Origin of the sequence: Marinomonas rhodophyticola, from assembly GCF_026113935.1 — a bacterium.
In the GTDB taxonomy this organism is placed as follows: domain Bacteria; phylum Pseudomonadota; class Gammaproteobacteria; order Pseudomonadales; family Marinomonadaceae; genus Marinomonas; species Marinomonas rhodophyticola.
This window is the reverse complement of sequence record NZ_JAPEUL010000004.1, coordinates 739125-763239: the sequence shown is the minus strand read 5'-3', so window position 1 is coordinate 763239 and position 24115 is coordinate 739125. Positions and strand designations below refer to the sequence as shown.

Sequence of the window (24115 nt, the reverse complement as noted above, 5' to 3'; positions counted from 1 at the left end):
GGCTTTCAGTACTCTTATGCTCATCAAACTCCTTGCGAACTTGATGAGCATTATCGATGCTTTAAATCAAGCGGACAGACACCCTAAATGGTTTTTTCTCTGGCCTATTGGCATGTTATCAGTAGAATATTGGGTTAATTTTATCATCTGAACGATTTTTAAAGACATCCAACTGCTTATAAAAGGTGGAGCAAGCCTTAGTCACAATCACCAACGATGGCAACATGACCTAGAAAATACTTTCCAAACTTAAGATTTCTCTCTCATTTTTAAAATGATACATTAGATAAACTTCATAAATACATTATCAATTTGACCGTAAATGCCAAATAGACCATGGGCGAAACAAAATCTCTTTTGCTTAAGGTCAGGGAAGGTCTGATATTTCAAACGTCAACATACATTCATTAACATAGGATACTAATATGTCTAAAACCACCGTAAAATTCGAGTATGAGAAAGAAACTAAAAACAGCGTACGCTATCAAGAAGTACCTGAAGAAGGAAAAGCCCCAATCATGGGGACGCTGTACGTGCAAAAGTGGTTCGCGGGTAGCAGTAAAACATTAGAAATCACCCTAGAGAAAAAAGACTAAGCGCAAATTTTCACTCTTCACTGTATAAAAACACTCTTTTGCCCTTCCCTTCTACTATCCTATTTTAGACATTTCGGAATAAGATAGTAGAGAAACAACCCTTCTATTCGTCTGGAACTAGATGATATCCCATTCACCCATAAAAACGCACTCAATATATGAAAAAAATATAAAAAAATTAACAAAAATAACAAAAACACACCTTAAATATTTTTAAATTCACAAAATAAAATTTGCTATAATTAAATTAGAAACTAAGATTGAGGTGATTGTTGAACTAGTAAAAGCGAAATGGAAAAAATGGAATTTAAATTAGAATCATTATCAATCAAGATTGAAATCACGTATTTTAAATTAACGATATTAACTGCTCTATACTATGCATTAGTTATAAACATCCCATTCTATATACATCTTTATGATGCTTTAGAACGATCAAACTCTATGGATATTGGTCTCTTTTTATGCATGCCAATTTTCATTTTTTTTATCACATACATCTTATTCAGTCTCATTAGTTGGCCTTATATCACCAAGCCAATTTTTATTGTCTTATTATTAACATCAAGTATCGTAAGTTATGTAATATATAATTATGGTATCTCCGTCGATTACGGAATGATTCAAAATGCATTTGAAACCGATACTGGTGAAGCTACATCTTATATAAGTTTTTATTCCGTATTTTGGGTGGTTATCACAGGCATTATCCCTTCTTTAATGATAGTAATAGTAAAAATTAGTCCTGAAATTAGCGTGAAAAAAATTTCTTTCCATCTTAGTATCTGTCTTTATCATTTTATCTATCATCTTTTTTTACTTTAAAGATTTAAGCTATATTGGTAGGAAAAACAGTGAATTAAAAGAAATGATAGTTCCAACCTACTACCTTTCAAGTTCTTACAAATACATAAGAAACACCTACTTTTCCAGCCCTGTTATTTACAAAAAAATCGGTGAAGATGCAAAGCAAATCTCTAGCAACTCATCCAAAAAACCAACGCTATTTTTCTTTGTTCTGGGCGAAACAGCACGCTCACAAAACTATCAGTTGAACGGCTACCCAAGACCAACCAATGAGTACACAAGCAAACAAAATGTTATCTCATTTAAAGATGTCGCCTCTTGTGGTACAGCAACTGCCGTATCTGTACCTTGTATTTTTTCCGCTCTATCAAGAGAGGAATACAAGGAATCTATTGCTAAGCATCAAGATAATGCTATCGATATTCTTAAAAGAGCAGGTGTTTCATTACTCTGGAAAGAAAATGATAGCGGCGATAAAGGTGTCGCTGACAATATAACTAAAACAACGTTAAACCGTGAAGAAATAAATGAATTCTGCAATGGCAACAGCTGCTACGATATGGCTCTATTGGAAAACTTAGACTCCGACATTAAAAGCATGAAAGGCAACAGAGTTATCTTCATACATTTGATGGGAAGCCATGGACCAAACTACTTTAAACGCTATCCAGACAATCAAAAAAAGTTCGCTCCAGATTGTCAAAGAAATGATGTTGAAAATTGCTCTTCAGAAAGCATTATAAATTCTTATGATAATACCATTCATTATACCGATTTTGTCATCAGCAAACTTATTGAGAAACTTAAAGGCGTTAGTGACCAGTATAATACTGGGCTTTTATATCTTTCAGATCACGGTGAGTCACTAGGCGAAAATGGCGTATTTTTGCACGGCCTTCCCTACTCATTTGCCCCAATTTACCAGCGCAGAGTTCCGCTCATGCTATGGATGTCTGACGACTTCGTAAAAACCAAAAATATAGACCAAGCTTGCCTAAAAAATGAAGCTCAGAACAGTAGCATATCGCAAGATTACATCTTTCACTCCCTACTTGGCATAATGGATGTGACAACATCAGCCTATAAGCCAGAGTTGGACCTTTACAAAAAATGCCGAACAATCAGGTATAAAGAATAAAAGCATACATCATTTTTACCTTTTTTTACTTTATATACTATAAATTAGTGCATATATAACAATTTATAGAGATAAGATATGCCAAAAGAAAAAAAATGAGGTTACGTGTTCTGTCTCCTCTCAAACCGTATTTATGTTTTTTAGCTCTCGCCCTTCTCTGTTTATCACTTAGTCGTTTGTTGCTAATGACCTGGAAATATGAACGAATCGACAGTGCTGCCGATTGGATCACGTTGCTTGGTTTCGGCTTACGCATTGATATCGCTTCCATCTCATACATAATCGGCATACCTGCAGTCATCAGTTTACTTATTTCAGGCATTCCCTATATCAATCGTATTTGGGATTTCCTCACTCGAATCTGGCTAACATGCACCTTTGTTTTGCTGATTTTTATGGAAGCCTCTACACCTCCTTTTATTGAAGAATACAGCTTAAGACCAAATCGACTTTTTGTAGAATACTTACTCTATCCGAAAGAAGTATTTTCTATGCTTATCGAAGGCCATAAGCTCACTTTACTTTTGACATCAGTAATTTCCACTATCACTGTCATTGTGGCCTACCAGTTTTTCCGTAAACAAAGCATAACCAACACCCCACAACCTAAATGGTTCGAGCGTCCAATATTAGTCGTTATCATTTTCTGTCTTGCCTTTCTTGGCGCTCGGTCTAGCTTGCAACACAGACCAATCAATCCAAGCTATACGGCATTTACTAATGACCCTCTAGTAAACAGCTTAACGCTGAATTCGACTTATTCACTTATGTATGCGGTGAGTCAAATGGCCGATGAAGTAAGCTCATTTGAGGCTCTATCCGAAGATGGATCAAGACAGAGTGACCGCCGAAATACATAAAGCAATGGGGATTGAGAAAAGCCAGTTTACCTCAGCAGAATTACCAACTTTGCACACACAACAAGCAACGCTACATTTTGATCGCCCGAAAAATCTTGTCATTATTCTTGAGGAAAGCTTAGGGGCACAATTTGTTGGCAGTTTAGGTGGACTTCCTTTAACGCCTGAGTACGATAAATTAGTACCTGAAGCATGGTCATTCAACAATTTATACGCCACAGGAACTCGCTCTGTACGCGGTATAGAAGCAGTGATCACAGGCTTTGTTCCTACTCCAGCACGTAGCACGGTCAAACTCCCCAATTCACAAACCAACTTTTTCACTATTGCCAAACTGCTCGGCAAGCAAGGTTATGACACAAACTTCATCTATGGTGGTGGGGCGCATTTTGACAACATGAAAACCTTTTTCTTGGGTAACGGCTTCAACTCCATCATCGAAGAAAAAGACTTTGTTAGCCCTGAATTTGTTGGTTCATGGGGTGTGAGCGATGAAGATCTTTTCACGAAGGCCAATCAAGACTTTGTTGAAAAATCCAAAATGGGGAAGCCTTTTTTAGCCTGGTTTTCAGCTCATCAAACCATGATCCGTACGAATTTCCTGACAACAAAATTGAGGCTCTACAACTCACCAAAAGCGACCCGAGAGAACGCGGTAAAATACGCCGATCACGCTATAGGCCACTTTTTTAGACTGGCGAAACAAGAAGGTTATTGGAAAGATACCGTATTTTTAGTGGTTGCAGACCATGATGCTCGCACAACTAGATCAGACTTAGTGCCTATTCCAAGCTTTCACATACCCGCTTTAATCCTAGGCGATGGGATAACACCTAAAAGTGATAGCCGATTGACCAGCCAAATAGACTTGGCACCCACACTTTTATCATTAATTGGTGTTGATTCCGAACACCCAATGATTGGGCAAGACTTAACAAAAGTCGGTGATGATTATATCGGGCGAGCGATAATGCAATTCAATGAAAACCAAGCGTTTTTAAAAGACGGTAAAGTCGTTATTTTACAGCCCAAAAAATCACCCGCTACCTTTACTTATGTAAACTCAACCCTTACCCCAAGCAACAGTATCAGCGAAGACTTAATCAACCAAGCTATCGCGCATCCATTACTGGGCACTTGGCTTTACAATGAGAAAAAATACGACATGCGCAGGAATCATTAAACCGCTTTAGATTTCTGCAACCCTTTTTGATAGGTCAGAACTTGTCCTTTAAAAGGCGTTGACAAATAACCCGTTGTAATCGGCTTTCGCTGATGATGGGAATAGCCCATGGCAACCATTTTCTTACTGAACGGTGCATGATGACCACGACCTGGGTCCACCAGCAATACAGAACAACTGTCTGCGGCGTGCTTTTCAATAAAAGCCGCCAAAAGATCGACGTGAAAACGCTCATACAATATGTCGCTGCCGATAATACAGTCGTATTTTCCTAGATAAATACTCGTGTCTTGCCAACTCGCCCTAATGAAAGGAATCACTCTATCGCCATTTAACAAAGCGTTCGTATTAAGAAAGCCACCTGCTTCTGGGTGATAGTCCGTGGCGGTAATGTTAGCCAAACGATGGTTTAACACCAAGCTTGCCAGACCAATACCGCAGCCCACTTCCAATATTTTTAACCCTTCCACCTGATATTCAAACATAAGGTGCGCCAAGACCTCACCAGAAGGCCAAATCACACCAAATAAAGGCCACACAGCGGATGAAATACCCAAATTCAAGGCGACATCGTCATCATCTGAAAATTCTTGATTATCACGCAACGTGCGTACATGAATATCGGTCTTATCAAATTCAAACGTTTGATAACGGACACGAAAGTGAGACATAAACGTCCTAGCAGTGCTCGAAAATAGCAAACGCTATTAAGCTGAGGCATCATACTAGCTTGCTGATGCATGATTGCCTACGCTTAGTTTGATTAACCGCTTACATCCCTTATTTGCCCGCATTAATCAACAGACCAATGCTCCAACAGAATGTTAATAAACAAATCTGCGGCAGGTGATACCGATGTTGAACTGCGTTTGACAAGGCCAATCGAGCGGTCGATTTTTTGCCCTTTAAGCGGCCTAGAAGTCAACACGGAGGCACTGCTCAGTGGCATGGCGAGCTTAGGAACAATCGATATCCCCAATCCCATTTCGACCAAACCGAGTGATGTCGAAAGGTGTTGCACTTCATAAAAACTGTTTAACTGCACTTGGTCCCTTGCTAAAGATTTATCTAACAAAATTCGGTTACCACTGGCACGCCCAACACTGATTAATTTGTAAGGTTCCATGTCTATCCAAGACACTTCTTCCAACTCGCATAATGGATGATCTTTGCGCAGACACACCACAAAGGGATCGTCCAAAAGTGGGGTAAAAGACACTTCTGGGTGTTGAGCAATAGCCATGTTGATACCAAAATCTGCATCTCCGCGAATAACAGACTCTAAACCATGATTCGCACTCTCATCTAAAATTTGAATACGAATACCAGGATAACGCTCATTAAAAACATTGATAACACTTGGCAAAAAGTAAAAGGCGGCGGTGGGAATACAGGCAATAGTAACCTTGCCTTTTTGCTGTGAAGCCATGTCTTTTATCCCCAAAACAGATAGCTCAAAATCTTCCACCATACGTCGAGCTTTTGGCAAAAACTCACGTCCTACGGAGGTTAGCCAAGTTTTCCGAGTGGTTCTTTCAAATAATTGAGCGCCAAGAATTGTCTCTAATTTTTGCATACGGCGGCTTAAAGCAGGCTGCGATAAAAAGGTCAATTCTGCCGCATCATGAAAGTTTCCCGTTTCTGCAATGCGTATAAAAATAACCAAATCTTTGAATTCTATTTGATGCATCATTCACCCCACTGATTCGTTTTACACATCAATTATGCACTATCTTTGCATTTGATGCACGAATACCGGTTGTGAGACTTTAACCGCATGCTCTTACAACAACAAAGGTTTAATAAGAATGTCACAAACCATATCTTGCATCATAATGCGTGGCGGCACTTCTAGAGGTCCATACTTGCAAATTTCTGACCTTCCTCAGGATCGTAGTGCCTGCGCAGACGTTTTGCTAAAAATCATGGGATCAGGCCATGAACTCCAACTCGATGGCATTGGTGGTGGCAATAGCCTCACCAGTAAAGTTGCGATGGTTGGCGCCTCTACCCACCCCGATGCAGATGTTGATTACCTATTTGCCCAAGTTGGCGTGCTAGACAAAACCGTTGATTTTTCACCCAATTGCGGAAACATGTTGGCAGGTGTTGCTCCCTACGCCATAGAAACTGGATTGTTTCCAGCAAGCCAAGGCACAACCACCGTCCGCATTCATAACCTTAATACGGGTAAAATTATCCATTCGACGGTACAAACCCCGCAAGGCAAAGTAGAATACACGGGCAACACTATTATCAGTGGCACCAATTCACCTGGCGCGCCAATTCAATTGACTTTTCTTAATGTAGAAGGCGCTAAAACCGGTAAATTATTACCGACTGGAAATGCCGTAGATGTTATTAACTCAACAGAGGTAACCTGCATTGATGCGGCAACACCCGTGGTTTTAATTAAGGCAAGCGACCTCGGAAAAACGGGAAATGAGACACCAAGCGAGCTAGATAACGATACTGAATTTATGAGCCGCTTAGAGTCCATCCGTTTAAAAGCGGGCGAACTCATGGGATTGGGCGACGTTGCAAACTCGGTTATTCCTAAGCCAATTTTGCTGTCTCCTGCGAACCATGGAGGCACTATTAATGCCCGCTATTTTGTTCCTCACAAGTGCCATAAATCATTGGCCGTAACAGGAAGTATTGCCATCGTGACCGCCTGCTGCCTTCCCGGCACCGTAGCGGCCAAACTCATCGGTAATAAAGACTCCGAATCTTATTTTACCCTTGAACATCCTTCAGGAAAAATTGAGCTTAATGCTCAACGCAAGGAAGACAATTTATCCGCATTGAATAGCGTATCGGTAATTCGTACTGCCAGAAAAATACTGTCAGGTACGGTTTATCTTAATTAACTATCAATACAACAATAATAAACGTATTGAATATTCATAAAAACAAGAAAGGAAAAAATCATGAAAAAACTTTCTAAGCTCTTAGGTGTTTCCATCCTATCTCTTGGCTGTTTGCTGTCTATCCCTGCAAAAGCGCAGGAAACAGAACTCCCTTCCACAATAAACTGGACGATTCCATTTGGCGTGGGCGGCGGTACGGATGTGTGGAGCTCGCTTTGTTGCGCCGCATCTAACAAAAAATTTACCGGGTAACCCAACAGTTGTGATTAAAAACCAACCGGGTGGTGGCTCAATTACAGGGACCAACTTATTCTTCCAACGTGCAAAGAGCAATGGTGAAGATATCCTGGGAACATCAGCATCAACATTGTATCCATTCATGTTAGGCGATAAGCGTGTACGCTATAACTTCGATAAATGGATTCCTCTATTGGCTAGCCCTACCGGTGGCGTTGTTTATGTCCAACCAGATCTTGGCGTGTCTTCAGCTGACGATATTAAGAAATTAGATGGCGTAACGTTGCCATTTGGCTCTCAAAGCCCAACTGGCTTAGAGCTACCTGTCTTTCTGGCTTTCGAAATGCTAGGGCTTGATATCAAACCCGTTTTTGGTATGAAAAGTCGTGGGGAAGGTCGTCTTGCTTTCGAGCGTGGTGAGGCCAAAATTGATTTCCAAACCTCTTCTGCTTATTTAAGTTCTGCCCTTGATCTAGTTAACAATCAAAAAGCCGTACCTTTGTTTTCATTAGGCATTCTGAATAATCAAGGTAAGATCGTACGAGACCCAGCCTTCGCAGATCTTCCAACATTTGAGGAAGTCTATGCTAAAAAGTTTGGCAAGCAGCCTGAAGGGATTGAATATACCGCTTACAAAAAATTCTTAGCGGCAGGTTTTGCCTTCCAAAAAGTGATTTTCATCCCAGCGGATACGCCTAGTGATGTTATCAATACTTACCAAACATCCATTAGAACCATGCTAAAAGACCCAGCCTTCATCAAAGACTCTGAAATCCAAGTAGGGCCTTATGAAAACATTGTGGGTATTGACGCGGCCCAATACCTAAGCGAAGCCATTACTGTTTCTCCTGAGTTATACACTTGGATTTCCTCTTGGTTAAAATCAAAATTTGATTACACGCTGTAATTTTGTAGCAGGAGTTATTGTTAATGATTGAGTTCCTCAGCGCCTTGGATCAAATATTGTCGGTTACCCATCTTACTTACCTAATTGCTGGAGTATTAGTAGGATTAGTTGTCGGCATTATTCCCGGACTTGGTGGCATCGCCGGCATGTCTTTACTCTTACCTTTTTTGTATGGGATGGAACCTTCTGTTGGTCTTGGGATGCTGATGGGACTTGTTGCTGTCATTCCCACCGGAGATACATTTACCTCCGTGTTAATGGGAATTCCAGGTTCAAGTTCGTCACAAGCGACTGTCATGGATGGCTTTCCTCTAGCCAAAAAAGGACAAGCAGCACGTGCACTTTCCGCCGCCTTCCTATCTTCAATGATAGGAGGCGTAGTGGGTGCTATTGTATTAAGTGTGTTTATACTCGTCGCGCGCCCCGTTGTGTTGGCTTTTTCCTCCGCAGAGCTATTTATGCTTACGCTGTTAGGATTGAGTGTGGTGGCAGCGCTTTCAGGTGGCAATGTTTACAAAGGCTTGGCAGCTTGTGGCTTTGGTCTGTTAATCGGTGCCATTGGTGGAGCACCGGCAACAGGAGAGTTTCGTTTTACCCTAGATATTGACTATCTTTACGATGGTATTCCCTTAGTCGTTGTCGGTTTAGGTATTTTTGCTTTACCCGAGATAATCAGCTTACTAGTCAAAAATAGCGCTATCGCCTCTTCGCCAAATAAACTTGGTCACGGCTTAAGACAAGGTTTTAAAGATGTGTTTGCGAATCTTCCACTCGTTGGTAAGTCTTCCATTTTTGGTAGCTTGATTGGCGCGATTCCTGGACTGGGCGGTTCTGTCGTGGATTGGATGACCTATAGCTTTGCCATAAATTCTAGCAAAGACTCGTCTCAATTCGGAAAAGGTGATATTCGCGGTGTCATCGCTCCTGAGTCAGCAAACAATGCTTGTGCTTCTGGCAGCATGATCCCAACTATTCTATTTGGTGTACCGGGTTCTGGTGCAGCTGCTGTATTTCTTGGTGGCATGCTATTGCTGGGTATCCAGCCCGGTGTGTCAATGATATCAACTCACCTTGATTTGACATACACCATTATTTGGTCACTAGCTTTGGCCAACATTCTTGGTGCCCTATTCTGCATCTGCTTTACACGTCCAATATCACTACTAACTTATATCAAGTTTTCAATACTGACCCCCATTATTTTAACCTTGATACTCTTCGCCGCTTATCAAGCGACACGCAGTCTGGGTGACTTTATTTTCTTGGGTATTGTGGCTGCTCTCGGTGTCATGATGAAAGGGGCAAATTGGCCTAGACCCGCTTTTTTGATCGGCTTTGTCTTGTCTTCAGGGGCTGAAAACTACTTTTTCCAGAGCATCCAATTCTATGGCTACGAATGGTTCTTGCGTCCCGGTGTTATTACCATAGCCGCACTCATTATTGTCGGTTTTGTGCTACCTCCGATTCTGAAGAAAAGAAAACAAAAGATGAAGCCAGAGCAGCTCATACAAGAAAAAGAGCAAAACAGTATGGCCAACACTGTTTCTTGGACAGATTTAGGAATCATTACGGTGATGGGAGGCTGTGCAACCTATGCACTAGTGAATATTTGGGATGCCTCAACGCTAACAAAAGCGTTCCCCATTATAGCCATCACGATCGTCTTGTTTTCTATCACAATGGTTGTTAGCAAATACTTGAGAGAGAAACACACTAAGGTTTCATCAGATCTCACCATGAATATGGTATATATTGTAGGCTTTTTTGCGATTGCCTATGGTTATTATCTATTTGGCTTTATTTCAACTACCTTTGTGTTTTCACTCTTATTTTTGAAATTCCTAGCAAAAGCGTCATATGTTAAATCAACAGCCATTGCACTTGGTCTGGTCGTCTTCTTAGTGACGATGGGGAGAGTGATGAACGTAGACTTCCCTGAAGGCCTATTTGACCCGTATCTCTTAAGCACCATTAAAACCTTTATTTAGGCACTCCCGCCTTGAGTCCCGATGCATCGTTCTTTGCATCGGGCTTTTTTTTATGAAATATATAACTTCCTGACCTTTTACAAATAGATCTCATTTCTTTTTCATGCTAAATTTGCCCCACTTAGGTGCACTTTTTATGCGTAATGTTACAAATAGTAAGTGTAAGATTACGCATAATATCAGCGACTATCCCCACAAACGCAGCACCTTAGTAATCAATACAACAACTAAAAAAGCTCTCAGAGCTAATCTTATCGAGGACTATCTATGCAAGCATTCATTGATTTCTTGAACGGAGTCATTTGGAGGCCTGCCTAATTTACCTATGCCTAGGGGCTGGCTTATTTTATTCAATACTGACGCGCTTTGCTCAAGTTCGTCATTTTAAAGAAATGTGTTCACTTTTATTCAATTCCAACGATTCAGACAAGGGCATCTCTTCTTTTCAAGCGCTTGCAGTATCGTTATCCGGACGTGTCGGTACTGGTAACATTGCAGGGGTTGCGGCCGCTATTGGTTTTGGTGGTCCTGGTGCTGTTTTCTGGATGTGGGTCGTTGCTTTCTTAGGCGCAAGCACGGCTTATGCGGAATCAACATTAGGTCAGCTTTATAAAGTCAGTGAAAACGGTCAATACCGTGGTGGTCCAGCATACTACTTTGAGCGTTGCCTAGGCTGGCGCTGGTTAGGCGTGCTTTTCGCGTTATCTTCTATTATTGCCTGCGGTATTTTCCTACCTGGCATTCAAGCCAACTCAGTCGGTAATGCAGTAACACAAATATTCGGTGAAGGCGTGATTGTTTCCAGCTCGTTTGGTGAAGTAGGTTCCACTAAATTAGTTGCCTTAGCCGTTATCTTGATTGTATTAGCCTTCATTATTTTTGGTGGCATCAAACGCATTGCTAACTTCACTCAAATCATTGTGCCATTCATGGCGCTTGGTTACATCGTAATGGCACTGATCGTTGTTTTCCTAAATCTAGACAAAGTACCAGGCATCTTTGGCTTGATTTTCTCTGACGCTTTCACTGCACAAGCAGGTTTTGGTGCGGCTATCGGTTGGGGGGTAAAACGTGGAGTTTACTCTAACGAAGCAGGTCAAGGTACCGGTCCTCACGCTGCCGCTGCTGCAGAAGTACAACACCCAGCACAACAAGGTCTTGTTCAAGCCTTCTCAGTCTACGTTGATACTCTGTTCATTTGTACCGCAACGGCTCTAATGATTTTGATCACGCAGCAATACAACGTGCAAGGAACATTACCTGATGGTCAATTCATTGTACAAAACGTTGACCCTTCAACTATTATAGCATCTCCTGCTTTCACTCAGATGGCACTAGCAAGCGTATTTGGTAGCTCAGGCCCTGTGTTTGTAGGTATCGCATTGTTCTTCTTCGCTTTTACGACGATTTTAGCGTATTACTATATTGCCGAGACAAACGTCGCATACTTACGTCGCGCATTGAATATCAACGTTTCATTGACTTTCGTAAAACTGCTTATCATGTTCATGGTAGCATACGGTACGGTTAATACTGCAGGTTACATCTGGAACCTAGGTGACGTTGGTGTAGGCCTAATGGCGTGGCTAAACATCATTGGTATCCTAACCATTTTCTTTATGGCAAAACCTACAATGAAAGCCTTGCGTGATTATGAAGACCAAAAAGCAGCGGGTGTAACAGAGTATACTTTTAACCCGAAAGCACTGGGTATCAAAGGCGCTGAATTCTGGGAAAAACGTTACGACAAGCAACAAGCTGAAAAAGCGGCAAACAAATAACGCTCGTCCTATAACTCAGGGTACGATAAAAAGGGTCACACATAAGTGACCCTTTTTTGTGCTATTAAATCTATTTTACAGATAAACGCTTCTAAGGCTTAATATAAGCAAAACCATCCGCCTGCTTCTCGATCAACGACAAAACCCCAACAGGCACCACCGTTACATACTCAGGCAACAAATCATCAGTGATGCCGGCCCCATTCAGTGAATTCTGACACACAACAAACTCAACCCCATTAGCGACCAATTCTTGTATTAAGTCCGCATAATTTAATGAAGCACTATCACCAAAAACCAATACCGCTTTCGAGTTTGACACCACCGTAATATTCGATGAAACAGGATCTACTGCCTTCACAAGATTACGCACGTTCGCCAACAACAAAGACCATTTGTCCACTTCATCAATATGAAATACTACGTTTACTGATTGCATTAATCCTCCTTAATACTTTCCAAAATACACGGTCAATAAAGCCTTATCATAGAAAACAATGCCGCTACCAGAGCATAAGCCAACATAGGGATTATCGTGCGTTTAATAATAAAACCCTCTTTGTTATTCACACCTAGGATCGTCGATACCGCAATAATATTATTAATACATATCATGTTTCCCATAGCGGCACCGGCCGACTGCAACGCAAGCACTAACGTAATGGGCAGGCCCACTTCTTCTGCAATACCTAATTGAATACCACCAAAGGTTAAGTTGGATACCGTTGCCGATCCAGAAAAGAAAGAGCCTAACGCCCCAAGTAACGCCGCTGTGTAGCCCCAGCTATCGCCCAATAACCGAGCAAAAGCTTGGGCTAATAACAACATTGGCGCCTGACTGCCACCCTGCATCATCACATTCACCATGACCAAAGCGCCCATTAGAGACAGCGTAGGCAAGAACAAACGCTGCCCTGTGTCTCGTACGGATGTTAAAACAAGCGCCCGTGACATACCAAACAAAGGAATACACACCAACACCACAAGCAAGAATGGGATCAAGGCAGGCACATAAAGACTTTTATACTGCCAACTCACCTCTGTGCCAAAAATATTATTGAAGCTCAATACTAACGCCTGACTTATTTCAAACTTTGTTGCACCAAATTGCCAAGCCCATAAAGGCGACATTGCATTCAGTAAGTCCTTTATTCCCCACTGTGGGACACGAGTAACAATTAAAATGGCAATCAACAGAGCAAATGGTACAAATACTTTAACAATCTTTCGCGCCGCCAATTTAGTATCGTCTGGTTCTCTTTCTATCGCTAAAGACAAGCCGATACCGCTCTTTGCCAACCAAACGCTTAGCGCCAATCCTATCGCGCCACCAATAAGAGCGGGGAATTCATAATTCCATTGAGCAAAAAAAACATAAGGCACAACACATGAAAGCACGCTCAGTAAAATAAACCCTGCATTGCGTCTAATTTCTGACCATCCAAGAAGAAATCTCAAAGCAATAAAAGGGATAACCAAAGCCGCCGCACTATTCAGCAACGCTGTTTGCATCGCGATGTCCATCAGCTGCACATCAGACAAAGACAAACCAGATAAACCAAACCAAATAGGTGTGCCAACGGCTCCAAAAGACACTGGTACAGAATTCATTGCAAGCGTAAAAATGGCCACAGGAATCGCAGGAAACCCCAGACCAACTAAAATAGGGGCGGCAATCGCCGCCGGTGTACCAAAACCCGATGCTCCTTCAATCATAAAGGCAAACGCCCAACCAATGATCATCAATTGAGCGACTTTATTAGCACTGATACTTTTTAACCATTGACTCAATACTGCTTCCGCGCCAGAAAAATGCAACACCCGATTTAATAAAATAGCGCCAGCTACAATAGAAATAGGTGTCAATACAGACAATAAACCAGCCAAAACGGTTGCCGCCAATAAAACCACATCGGCCTGAAAAAATAGCCATTGAATCAATACAACCATTAGTGCGGTTGCTGGTAAAGCTACATGAGAAGGCACCGCATGACGTTTTGTCATTGCCCAAATCAATAACACAATCGGCAACCCCGATATAAAGATACCCATCTTCATGCAACCTATTAAAAATGTGTAATATCAATCAATACGCTTTACAAGACTGGAAAAATAGCGTCAAAAGCCCTATTGTTTAAGACTGGCATAATCTATTGCCACAGAAAATCAGCCACTCCAAAGTCAGTGCCTAATTTTCTTTTATATTACTGCATAAAGAAAAGAGAACAGGTGACATGAAGCAAAAAGACTTTCGAAAACTTGGCTGCACAGAATGTTCTACAGCTTGCGACTTAGGTTTCGACTTCACTATGGCATTTCAGCCAATTATCAATAGCCAAACCAAAACGGTTTTTGCACAAGAGGCACTTGTTCGTGGTTTAAATCAAGAAGGCGCATTCCACGTTTTCAAAAACGTTAACGACACTAACCGTTATCGATTTGACCAAAGCTGTCGTGTGAAAGCCATCAAACTAGCGGCAGAATTAGGCGTGCATGAAAAGAGCTTTTTAAGCATTAACTTTTTACCGAACGCCGTTTACAAGCCTGAACTATGTATAAGAACGACACTAAACGCTGCTGAAGAGTACAAATTCCCTAAAGAAAAGATTATTTTCGAATTTACCGAAAATGAAAAAATAACCGATAGCACGCACTTAGAATCTATTATTCAACATTACCAACAACAGGGCTTTTTGACCGCGACCGATGATTTTGGCTCAGGATTCAACGGATTAAACCAGCTAGCTGATCTAAAAACTGACATCACAAAAATCGACATGGCACTGATCAAAAATATAGACCAAGACAAGAAACGCCAGATCATTGTGCGTAACTTGGTGAATTTATTTCAGGATCTCGACATGATGATTGTCGCCGAAGGTGTCGAAACAAAGGCGGAATATCACACACTCAGAGACATGGGCATCCACCATTTCCAAGGCTATTACTTCGCTAAACCCAGTTTCGAATCCCTCGCGGAAATCAATTGGGATTAAGCCAACTCTTTATTGAAAAACCACTTCGAATCGTTCTAACACCAACAGCATATCCTCTGTTGGTTCAATACCTAAAGCTTTGCACTCCACGGAAAAAAACGCCCAGTGCGCTTCTCACCGAAAACACTTCCTCTAGAGAAATACCTTCAAATCAATAACATTTTACATACTGTCGCCAATTATGCTGCTCTTTGAAACCAAGCACTTCACGAATTTTACGGTTTGAAAACAATGCCTCATGCTCCCCCATTTCTCGGGTCATAGGCACACCCGGAAAAAGCGCTCCGCTAATTCTTGGGTAGGAATAATCGCGCCATTATGATCGTTTCCGGCGTTAAAAATCTGAAAACCCAAGCCGTCTTTTTGCAAACATAAATCGACAATTTGACCCAGATCTCGAGCATCAATATAACAAAATGCATTGCGACGACGTACTTCAGGGTGTTCAAAATAATTCGGAAACAGCTCAGCGTATTCATGAGGTTCAATCACATTGCCGATACGAAGCGCATAAATATCAATGCCTGATCGACGTTGAAAACTTCGTGCTGTTTTCTCGTTTACGACTTTAGACAGGCCATAGCTGTCCATTGGATCAACATCGTAATCTTCTTCTAATGGCAAAGAATGTGGATCGGTTTGGCCATCAGAAAAACAAATACCGTAAGTGGTTTCTGATGATGCAATCACCACTTTTTTAATACCCAGCTTGACCGCGGCTTCAATCACATTGTAAGTCCCGATGGTATTGACTCGAAACGTTTCATTATCAGGGTTGATTAAGATTCTTGGCACGGCGGCAAAATGCACTACCGCATCAAACACTGGCACTCCGGTCCCAAGCTCTAACTCATCAAATCCTGCATAGGCTGTCATCGCGTTGAACATTTGGCCGGAGTCCGTAATATCAGCCACTAAGTTGTCCACTCCTGGATAATCCAAAGGCACTAAATCAACATTCAACACTCGATGTCCTTGCGCAAGCAAATAAGCAACAACATGCTTACCCGCTTTACCTGAACCACCAGTGAACAATATGCGTTTTGATGTCATATACCTACCTCAATCAATTGGGATATTTGTGGAAAGACGCCACTTCCTTTTGGGTTAAATAACGCCACTGCTCACTCTCTACATCAAGGCAAACATCACCTATTTGCTCTCTATGCAGCCACGCCACTCGATTCTGTACAGCCGCAAACATACGCTTTACCTGATGAAATTTGCCTTCTGTAATGGTCAGTCGCACTTCGTTTGGCGCAATCACCTCTAACATAGCAGGCAATGTTAACTGCGTCTCCCCTTGCAATTTGATGCCTTCTAAAAATCTCTCAGCCACCTCTTCCGCTTGCTCATGGCTTAACGCTTTAGATAAACCAACACGGTAGACCTTTCGGCAGCCATTGCAGGGGCGCGTAATATCAAAAGACCAGCGACCATCGTCCGTAATCAACACCAAGCCTGTTGTGTCCGCATCTAGACGCCCTGCAATGTGTAATTCAGAAACTCGCTCCACCTGTAGATAATTAAACAACGATGGATAAGCTTCATCAATATTAGAGCAAACCGTGTTAATCGGTTTATGCAGAAGAATATAGCGAAAATCGCGAGCCTTCAGCCTGTCGCCATTCAACAACACGGTATTGTTTTCATGCACTTGAACCGACTCATTCGTCACCACCTCACCGTTAACGCTCACTTTCCCAGCATGAATGTATTGGGTGGCAGCGTCCTTGCGTAGCTCGGTACTTTTACAAATAAACTTATCAAGGCGCATACTAAAATTCTTATTTCTTAACCATCAAATCTTCAAGCTTCAACCCTGTGGCTTTATGGATACTGCGCCACAGGTAATAAAATATCGCCATCATCATCACCATAGAAGGAATCGCAATCATAGGATAACTGTATAATGTCATTTGCCCCAGCTCCTCATTGAACGCTTCGGTTCCCGCTGGGCTGGTAACAATCCACTTAGCAAGCACATAATTCATAATCGCAGAGAAAGCAAAAGACCCTGCCACAAAATAAGTGGCCTTCATCAACTTTCTCTCAAAGACCTGAACACTGTTATTTTCTTCTAACTTATTTTGGATCGCCTCTACATCCATTATGGCGGCGTTAAATAACAAAGCTCGCACCAAAGGATAAGGTGTAAAAGTCGACACTAATACCGCAATACCAATAATGGCAGGAATAGACGCTTCTTTAATCGCCAGCCACTTATTATCCAGTTCAAACAAGCCGATACTGCCGGTCAACAACACACTAACCAACCCTAACAAAGCAATAAAATTGAATTTCCTGTATTTGACCAGCTCAAACACCCCCCAACCAAGTGGAAAAGCAAGAGCAAGCATAAGACCACCACTCACCCCCAACTTATCTTCACCGCTTAACTTCATCAAAATAAAAGACGGCAAAATAACACTAACAATAAGGTCCACCATAGGACGCGGTTTATGCTCAGGAGAACGGTTCATAGATTTACGATTCCAAGTTAAATATAAAGACGAATGATCAGGCCATTATACAGAAAAAAACCTGATCGATGCTCAGACCTCAAAGATAAACCTTTTGTTCAGTGATTATTCGCCTATTCAAACAACGCCGCGGCGTTTTTTACGCTATACTGCAGCACATTTGTCTTTTGACAAACCCAACCCCTTACGACAATCTGTCCGAGCGCCTATGCCATTTGCAAAACTGGGATTATCCGTCCCCCTAGTACAAGCCACTAAAGAAATGGGGTATACCACCCCAACACCGATCCAAAAACAAGCCATTCCCGTCATTCTTTCTGGGAAGGATCTCATTGCCACCGCGCAAACTGGCACAGGTAAAACGGCCGCTTTTGTATTGCCCATATTAGAACGGTTAGGCAACCTCAAACAAAACCATGAAAAACCTACCTTACGTGGTAAACGTGTTCGCGTTCTAATTCTGGTTCCAACGCGCGAATTAGCCATACAGGTGGCATCTAGCGTCAAGGACTACAGTAAGCATCTCAAGGTTAGCTCCATGGTGGCTTATGGCGGCGTAGATACTGAACCGCAAAAGCAGCGCTTAATTGAAGGCATCGATATTTTAGTGGCAACACCAGGTAGGCTTTTGGATCTAGCTCACCAACGTGCGGTCCATTTTGACGAGCTGGAAGTGCTGGTTCTAGACGAAGCAGACAGAATGGTCGACATGGGTTTTGTAGGTGACATAAATAAAATCATCGAGCGACTACCTGAAAATCGTCAAAACTTGTTGTTTTCAGCGACAATGACCGACGATGTGCGCGCCCTAGCTTACGATTTCTCCGATAGCAAAATGACCGATCTCGCCGCAGAAATAGCCATTTCTCCGAATATCCGAGCAGCAGCCAATATCAAACAATGGCTCATCACAGTCGATAAAGACACAAAATCAGCCCTACTAAGCCATTTAATCAAGGAACACGACTGGGACCAAGCGCTGATCTTTATTGAGAAAAAACACGGTGCAGCCAAACTTGTCGATCAACTCGCAAAGCGTGGCATTAAAGCCGATTCCATACATGGCGACAGAAGCCAAGCCATGCGCGAAAAGATTTTAGCGCAATTCAAATCCGGTGAACTTAAATACTTAGTCGCCACAGGTGTGGCTGCTCGAGGACTCGACATTGGCGAACTAAGCCGCGTCGTGAATTACGATTTGCCTTTTAAACCAGAAGAATACATTCATCGCATAGGCCGAACAGGGCGAGCCGAGTCCAAAGGGGAAGCCATCTCTTTTGTCGCCATGGGGGATTTCAAAAACCTCTGTGCAATTGAAAGTAGATTGAAACATGTCATTGACCGCAAAGAGATTGCGGGCTTCCCAGTGAGAAAAACTGTACCTGTCTCAATCTTAAATTATGTGCGTAAACACAACCGCTAACACAAAATCAATATCTTTTAGATACAAAAGTTTACAAAGATAGATAAAATGCTGTATATCTAAGAAATACATTATGGCAGTGGTAAAAACTAAGGCATGAAAGATCATATAACAATATCGATTTCTTCAATCCATGGAAGTAAGCACTTTAGTTTGGGAAAAAGAACTCGCCATACTGTTAAATTTATCAGTGGAGTAATTTTTCTTTGCATACTCATAACCGCTGCCATTATTTATTATCTAGTGAATGATGCGGAGTTTTCTAAATTAAAGCTCCGCGAATTAGAAGATAAATCTTTGTCTTTAAGCAAAGAAATTAAATCATTAACCGCACTAAAAATAAATTTAGAACAAGATTTATCTGAACGTGAAGAGCGTATGCAACTCGTCTCAGATCGACTGGATGATCTGGAAAAACTTCTCGGCATGGAAAACCTAGTCGAGGAACGGTTTGAATCGCGCCTAAATGTTGCCACTATTAACTCATCAATACGGGTCGCCATGTTAACCCATATTCCAAGTGGTCCGCCGGTCAAACATGCCAGAACGTCTTCGGGTTATGGTGAACGAAAACACCCTGTCACAGGCATTGCCGCGTTTCATCGTGGGCAAGATTTTGCGGTCAATGTCGGCACCCCTATTTATGCGCCAGCAGATGGGGCAATTGAATCCGTCCGACCAAGCAGCAAAGGCTCTGGCAATTATATTCGCATACTTCATGCCTACGGATTTTCGAGTCTCATATTCTCATTTAAGCAAATTCGTCGTCAGCCGAGGCGATTTTGTTAAAAAAGGTGATTTAATCGCCTATTCAGGGAACAGTGGGCTGTCCTCTGGACCACACCTGCATTATGAAGTGAGGTTTATTGGACGACCATTAAATCCAAAGCCCTTTGTGGATTGGAGTGTTGATAATTTTGATACCATTTTCAAAAGCATAAGAGGTATACAATGGGAATCTTTGGTGGGCAAAATAGAGTCAAGAGTCAGTCATCAACTACAACGCTCATCGCAGAAGGTTGTTCAGTCAAAGGACATCTCAAAGTAGCGAACCAGCTGCAAATTGATGGCTATGTAGAAGGTCAAGTTGATGCGATTACTCAATTAAAAATCAGCGAATCAGGAAAAGTACTTGGAGAAATAACCACCGAACGCCTGATTATTAATGGTCATTTCGAAGGCACTTGTCGCGCTAACTACGTTGATATTCTAAGTAACGGACGCATTAGCGGCACGGTTTACAGCGATAATCTAAGCATTGAACCTGGCGGAAAGTTTACTGGAGTCACTCACCCAGCTGAAGCTACCGCACCTAAGCCAGAAGCAAAAGCCAAGGAAACCCAACAGCTAAATAAAAAGATCGCCTTGATTAGTAATGATCCGCCTATTAGCTGAAGAAATGGCTTTATTCAGCAACAAAATGCTCGAGTAACTCAGAATTGGTAGGGTAGGTTTGCAATAAATCCACCAGTTTACTGGCGCCTTCTACAGGCTTCAAATGGGTAAGTGATCGTCGTAACGCTCGTACCTTTTCGATATCCTTGCTATCAATTAGCAACTCTTCACGGCGCGTGCTGCTTTTTGCTATGTCTATCGCTGGGAAAATTCGGTGGCTTGCCACTTCACGTGACAACACAATCTCCATATTGCCCGTCCCTTTGAACTCCTCAAAAATTACCTGATCCATTCGACTCCCTGTGTCCACTAAAATCGTGGCAAGAATCGTTAATGAACCACCATTCTCGATATTTCGTGCCGCACCAAACAGTTTGCGGGGAATTTCCAACGCTCTGGTATCCAACCCACCAGACATGGTGCGACCACTGCTTTTACGATCTGCGTTATGCACACGCGATAATCGAGTCAACGAATCGATCACAATCATCACATCCTGACCAGCACCAGCCTGAGCACGTGCTTTATCAAGCAGCTCATCGGCCACTCGAACATGCTGCGCATAACTTTCATCTGAAGAAGATGCATGTACCTCAGCCGACACCCCACGTCTAAAATCCGTTACTTCTTCTGGCCGTTCATCAATCAGCAAGGCATACAACTTAATATCAGGATAAGCGTCACCAACGGCCTGACAAATATGCTTCAAGATGGTTGTTTTACCAGACCCAGGTGGCGCCACAATCAAACCTCGCTGCCCCAAACCAATTGGCGTAATTAAATCCATCGCTCGCATGGACAACTGCTGAGATGCAGACGCCAAATGAATGCAAGGTGCAGGGTGAATGATCACACCATTTAAAAAACGCTTTTGTGGATCACTTTCAAACACCTCATGCCGCCCCTCTTCTACAGAGTTGACGTCAGAGGCACGTTTGCCTTTCAAGCTTAAGATTTTTCTCGTCATGGTATGGGTTACAGCCTTAATAATGAAATGTTATTGCTAACGTCACGTAATGACGTCATTAAGAACTTAACCTAAAAGAAGATAAAGGTTACTCATCTTCCAATCGATTCAGATGCCGCCCTCTGGGCTCATCTCCAACACGAAGCACAATATCAGAATGCAAAAACTCAGCCGCCGCGGCAGAATCTTTTACTTTCACCGCACTGCGCTCTAGCATTTCGGCTTCAAACTCTGCCAATACAGCTTGTCTAACTCCCACGTCCCGCCAATTGGAACCAATCCTACAACCAGCCGCAATGCTTCGAGCCAGCGCCAGCGCATCCAACAACGCTTGATTCGCCCCTTGACCTTTGAATGGACTCATTGGGTGAGCGGCATCGCCAATCAAGGTAACATTATTGCCCTTTGCCAACCATTCAGGTTGCAGCAAAGTACGGTCATACACAGGATACCCCGACACCAACGATGAGGATGTGGCCGTTAAAATCTGAGGAATCGGAGAATGCCACTGGGTTCTTCGACAAGCCTCTTCTTTCAACGCTTGCGCACCTTGCGCACTCAATGTTTTCGCATCGCTTTCTGACATCGGAAAACTCAATTGCCACATCACGGAATCTGCGGCATAGGGCATAATATAAATTCTTTCGTTGCCATTGGCGGTTTGAAAAACCGTGGCCGAATCCAACAGATCACTCTCAATATCGCCCAGATCCGCCAATGAGCAAATCCCTAAGATGACGATGCAACCTAAGTAACGCAGCGGTGTGGCTTCCTCAGTGATTAGCAAACGACGCACCACACTTCGGATACCATCCGCGCCCACAACGAGATCCGCTTTCGCGCTTTTTATCTCGCCACCGACTTGAAAGCGTAAATCAACACCCCCTTCAGACTCTTGAAAATCAACCAATTGATGACCCCAATGCAACGCATCGTGACCACCAAGCTGATCAAGCAAAGCCAAGCGCAAAGCCTGACGCGCAATATGAATATTGGTTCGCTTCGGCGCGGTTTTCGTACCAGAATGCACCCACTTTCGCATTCCCCACTCACCGACCACGTCACCTTCCGGTGTATGGACCAAATGCCGCGTGGACACCACACCCTCTTCTAAAGAGAAAATCCCCAGACCTTCAATCGCCTTACTCGCCTGCTGCAGGGTCAGTCCATAGCCTTGAGATCGAACATCAAAACCACTATCGCGCTCATAAAGCGTAAAAGGAATACCACGGTGCAGACACGCCACCGCCAGAGCCACACCCCTATGCCACCACCGATGATAGCAACGTGAGGATAATGTTCCGTGTCTGCCACGGGAAAGTGATCAGACGGCAACAACCCAGAACCTGCACACTTCAAGCACAACTCAAGATGCGCTTTAGGACGAATAGGCGCAGGCCCCTGCCCCTTCATCTGCTCAAACTCGGTTAATTCTTTTAAGTACGATAAACGTACTTTTTTACGTAACCTTCGACTGCGCTTTCCTCGCCCTTGGCAATAGGTACAGGCAATCCAATAACTCTCTTTAACGTCCAATCTATTCACTTCTTCTCAAAAAGAACCAACGCTTTATCCCATAGTACTTAGGCAAAGCCTTACATTAATGCTCGTTGATGCAAATAATAGCCGATACCAGCCAAGCGACCACCACCTTTTTTAACATTCGATCAAATTAATACCCGATCGCCCTCAAAAGGCACGCAGCGGTTTTATCCTGCATTCATCATGTTACTAAGACACCTCATAGGACGCTTTTCAACCGTCAAACTATTTACTATACTCTTCAGTCTATTAATTGGATATAAGGTTTAACCGTTGGAAAATTTTATTGTTACTGCTCTGATACACCCTCTAACTGTTGTTATTGCTAAAGTCCTACTGACCTTTGTGTTTTGGATGGCTGGAGCTCTTTGGTGTATTCAATTTCAAAGTCATTGTTCAAGAAATGGTCGATGTTAACTTACCGTATCCACGTCTTTTTGCTCTGGCCACGATCACCACACAATTAGTAGGCTCATTACTTGTCATTACCAATTTCAGTGGTCTTGGCTGGTTAGGTGCAGGATGGTTGGCGGTATTTCTTCTGCTAACCATTCCGCTAGGCCATGCATTTTGGACATTTGAAGAACCCAAACGAACGCACGAATTCCACATTGCGCTTGAGCATGTAACGGTAGTCGGAGGGCTTATATTGGCAGCTATTCTTTCTGCATTGCCAATGTGACATCCCCTATTTTGACAGGCGAGATAAAACTCAAGGAAAAGATATGGCTCATGGAAGAGGATTATTTGTCATAAATACGCCTAATATGCTGGTTCTGGAGCAAGCTCACGCTCTGTATCGTTCCCGAATCAGCATTCTTTTTTCATTCTTTCAAGGCTTTTAAAGGTCAATATCTGAACAGTAGAACATCACTCCAAATTACCCACCCATCAAATATCCAAATATTATTTTAAAGAGTCTGTTTCTTTTGACTGACGGAT

The 24115-nt window shown here is 42.6% G+C and carries 24 protein-coding genes and 3 pseudogenes; 16 read left to right on the top strand and 11 right to left on the bottom strand.

The window, feature by feature from the left end; genetic code table 11:
• Nucleotides 1–425 precede the first annotated feature (425 nt).
• From ONZ52_RS04525 to ONZ52_RS04500, 5 genes and pseudogenes are all read left to right on the top strand, one after another.
• Nucleotides 426–596, top strand: coding sequence for a hypothetical protein (locus tag ONZ52_RS04525; RefSeq protein ID WP_265217534.1), 171 nt, complete (start codon nucleotides 426–428; stop codon nucleotides 594–596).
• Nucleotides 597–887: 291 nt separating this feature from the next.
• A pseudogene (locus ONZ52_RS04520) lies at nucleotides 888–1458 on the top strand (phosphoethanolamine transferase domain-containing protein); the annotation flags it as partial.
• Nucleotides 1459–1464: 6 nt separating this feature from the next.
• Nucleotides 1465–2541: a phosphoethanolamine transferase gene (locus ONZ52_RS04510; RefSeq protein WP_265217533.1), complete on the top strand. Its 1077-nt coding sequence runs from the start codon at nucleotides 1465–1467 to the stop codon at nucleotides 2539–2541.
• Between the two features lie 185 nt (nucleotides 2542–2726).
• Nucleotides 2727–3401 (top strand): LTA synthase family protein, encoded by a 675-nt coding sequence (locus tag ONZ52_RS04505; RefSeq protein WP_265217531.1) that lies wholly within the window; start codon nucleotides 2727–2729, stop codon nucleotides 3399–3401.
• A complete protein-coding gene (locus ONZ52_RS04500; RefSeq protein WP_265217530.1) occupies nucleotides 3367–4584 on the top strand; it encodes an LTA synthase family protein in 1218 nt (405 codons plus the stop codon). The genes ONZ52_RS04505 and ONZ52_RS04500 overlap by 35 nt, the downstream gene beginning before the upstream one ends.
• Here the strand turns inward: ONZ52_RS04500 and ONZ52_RS04495 are convergent.
• Both ONZ52_RS04495 and ONZ52_RS04490 read right to left on the bottom strand, forming a co-directional pair.
• Entirely contained in the window at nucleotides 4581–5255 is a 675-nt protein-coding gene (locus ONZ52_RS04495; protein ID WP_265217529.1) for a class I SAM-dependent methyltransferase, read from the bottom strand. The two genes, ONZ52_RS04500 and ONZ52_RS04495, sit on opposite strands and share 4 nt — an antisense overlap.
• Nucleotides 5256–5377: 122 nt before the next feature.
• The gene (locus tag ONZ52_RS04490) at nucleotides 5378–6274 is read right to left on the bottom strand and encodes a LysR family transcriptional regulator (RefSeq protein ID WP_111606069.1); all 897 of its coding nucleotides are present in this window, start codon (nucleotides 6272–6274) and stop codon (nucleotides 5378–5380) included.
• A 118-nt stretch (nucleotides 6275–6392) separates the two neighbouring features.
• Here ONZ52_RS04490 and ONZ52_RS04485 point away from each other — a divergent pair, with 118 nt between their 5' ends.
• From ONZ52_RS04485 to ONZ52_RS04465, 5 genes and pseudogenes are all read left to right on the top strand, one after another.
• A complete protein-coding gene (locus ONZ52_RS04485) occupies nucleotides 6393–7454 on the top strand; it encodes a 4-oxalomesaconate tautomerase (RefSeq protein ID WP_265217528.1) in 1062 nt (353 codons plus the stop codon).
• Between the two features lie 60 nt (nucleotides 7455–7514).
• A complete protein-coding gene (locus ONZ52_RS04480) occupies nucleotides 7515–7706 on the top strand; it encodes a hypothetical protein (protein ID WP_265217526.1) in 192 nt (63 codons plus the stop codon).
• 10 nt (nucleotides 7707–7716) lie between these two features.
• On the top strand, nucleotides 7717–8598 hold the full coding sequence (locus ONZ52_RS04475) for a type 2 periplasmic-binding domain-containing protein (protein ID WP_265217525.1): 882 nt from the start codon (nucleotides 7717–7719) through the stop codon (nucleotides 8596–8598).
• A gap of 23 nt (nucleotides 8599–8621) precedes the next feature.
• Complete coding sequence (locus tag ONZ52_RS04470; protein ID WP_265217524.1) at nucleotides 8622–10586, top strand: tripartite tricarboxylate transporter permease; 1965 nt, start codon at nucleotides 8622–8624, stop codon at nucleotides 10584–10586.
• 267 nt (nucleotides 10587–10853) lie between these two features.
• Nucleotides 10854–12367, top strand: a pseudogene (locus ONZ52_RS04465) (alanine/glycine:cation symporter family protein).
• Between the two features lie 91 nt (nucleotides 12368–12458).
• Here ONZ52_RS04465 and ONZ52_RS04460 read toward each other — a convergent pair.
• Complete coding sequence (locus tag ONZ52_RS04460; protein ID WP_265217523.1) at nucleotides 12459–12806, bottom strand: DsrE family protein; 348 nt, start codon at nucleotides 12804–12806, stop codon at nucleotides 12459–12461.
• A gap of 32 nt (nucleotides 12807–12838) precedes the next feature.
• Nucleotides 12839–14419: an L-lactate permease gene (locus tag ONZ52_RS04455; RefSeq protein WP_265217522.1), complete on the bottom strand. Its 1581-nt coding sequence runs from the start codon at nucleotides 14417–14419 to the stop codon at nucleotides 12839–12841.
• Between the two features lie 182 nt (nucleotides 14420–14601).
• On the opposite strand from ONZ52_RS04455, the gene ONZ52_RS04450 reads away from it, so the two are divergent.
• The gene (locus ONZ52_RS04450; RefSeq protein WP_265217521.1) at nucleotides 14602–15363 is read left to right on the top strand and encodes an EAL domain-containing protein; all 762 of its coding nucleotides are present in this window, start codon (nucleotides 14602–14604) and stop codon (nucleotides 15361–15363) included.
• Between the two features lie 9 nt (nucleotides 15364–15372).
• Here ONZ52_RS04450 and ONZ52_RS25575 read toward each other — a convergent pair.
• The 4 genes and pseudogenes from ONZ52_RS25575 to ONZ52_RS04435 form a co-directional block, all read right to left on the bottom strand.
• Nucleotides 15373–15465, bottom strand: a pseudogene (locus ONZ52_RS25575) (ASCH domain-containing protein); the annotation flags it as partial.
• A 156-nt stretch (nucleotides 15466–15621) separates the two neighbouring features.
• On the bottom strand, nucleotides 15622–16416 hold the full coding sequence (locus ONZ52_RS04445) for an NAD-dependent epimerase/dehydratase family protein (RefSeq protein WP_265217520.1): 795 nt from the start codon (nucleotides 16414–16416) through the stop codon (nucleotides 15622–15624).
• A 13-nt stretch (nucleotides 16417–16429) separates the two neighbouring features.
• A complete protein-coding gene (locus ONZ52_RS04440; protein ID WP_265217519.1) occupies nucleotides 16430–17140 on the bottom strand; it encodes a pseudouridine synthase in 711 nt (236 codons plus the stop codon).
• 10 nt (nucleotides 17141–17150) lie between these two features.
• On the bottom strand, nucleotides 17151–17846 hold the full coding sequence (locus ONZ52_RS04435) for a VC0807 family protein (RefSeq protein ID WP_265217518.1): 696 nt from the start codon (nucleotides 17844–17846) through the stop codon (nucleotides 17151–17153).
• 208 nt (nucleotides 17847–18054) lie between these two features.
• Between ONZ52_RS04435 and ONZ52_RS04430 the strand changes: the two genes are divergently transcribed.
• From ONZ52_RS04430 to ONZ52_RS04415, 4 genes are all read left to right on the top strand, one after another.
• On the top strand, nucleotides 18055–19269 hold the full coding sequence (locus ONZ52_RS04430) for a DEAD/DEAH box helicase (protein ID WP_265217775.1): 1215 nt from the start codon (nucleotides 18055–18057) through the stop codon (nucleotides 19267–19269).
• Nucleotides 19270–19365: 96 nt separating this feature from the next.
• The gene (locus ONZ52_RS04425; protein ID WP_265217517.1) at nucleotides 19366–20058 is read left to right on the top strand and encodes a M23 family metallopeptidase; all 693 of its coding nucleotides are present in this window, start codon (nucleotides 19366–19368) and stop codon (nucleotides 20056–20058) included.
• Nucleotides 19988–20317, top strand: coding sequence for a M23 family metallopeptidase (locus tag ONZ52_RS04420; RefSeq protein WP_265217516.1), 330 nt, complete (start codon nucleotides 19988–19990; stop codon nucleotides 20315–20317). Before ONZ52_RS04425 ends, ONZ52_RS04420 begins: the two co-directional genes overlap by 71 nt.
• The gene (locus ONZ52_RS04415; RefSeq protein WP_265217515.1) at nucleotides 20221–20664 is read left to right on the top strand and encodes a bactofilin family protein; all 444 of its coding nucleotides are present in this window, start codon (nucleotides 20221–20223) and stop codon (nucleotides 20662–20664) included. Before ONZ52_RS04420 ends, ONZ52_RS04415 begins: the two co-directional genes overlap by 97 nt.
• A gap of 10 nt (nucleotides 20665–20674) precedes the next feature.
• Here ONZ52_RS04415 and rho read toward each other — a convergent pair whose 3' ends face one another.
• The 3 genes from rho to ONZ52_RS04400 form a co-directional block, all read right to left on the bottom strand.
• Nucleotides 20675–21631, bottom strand: a complete 957-nt coding sequence (gene rho / locus ONZ52_RS04410) for a transcription termination factor Rho (RefSeq protein ID WP_265217514.1) — start codon at nucleotides 21629–21631, stop codon at nucleotides 20675–20677.
• Between the two features lie 88 nt (nucleotides 21632–21719).
• Nucleotides 21720–22889, bottom strand: coding sequence for an FAD-dependent oxidoreductase (locus ONZ52_RS04405; protein ID WP_265217513.1), 1170 nt, complete (start codon nucleotides 22887–22889; stop codon nucleotides 21720–21722).
• Entirely contained in the window at nucleotides 22793–23176 is a 384-nt protein-coding gene (locus tag ONZ52_RS04400; protein WP_265217512.1) for a hypothetical protein, read from the bottom strand. Before ONZ52_RS04400 ends, ONZ52_RS04405 begins: the two co-directional genes overlap by 97 nt.
• A gap of 340 nt (nucleotides 23177–23516) precedes the next feature.
• Between ONZ52_RS04400 and ONZ52_RS04395 the strand changes: the two genes are divergently transcribed.
• Complete coding sequence (locus tag ONZ52_RS04395) at nucleotides 23517–23855, top strand: DoxX family membrane protein (RefSeq protein WP_428981154.1); 339 nt, start codon at nucleotides 23517–23519, stop codon at nucleotides 23853–23855.
• The last annotated feature ends 260 nt before the right edge of the window (nucleotides 23856–24115 follow it).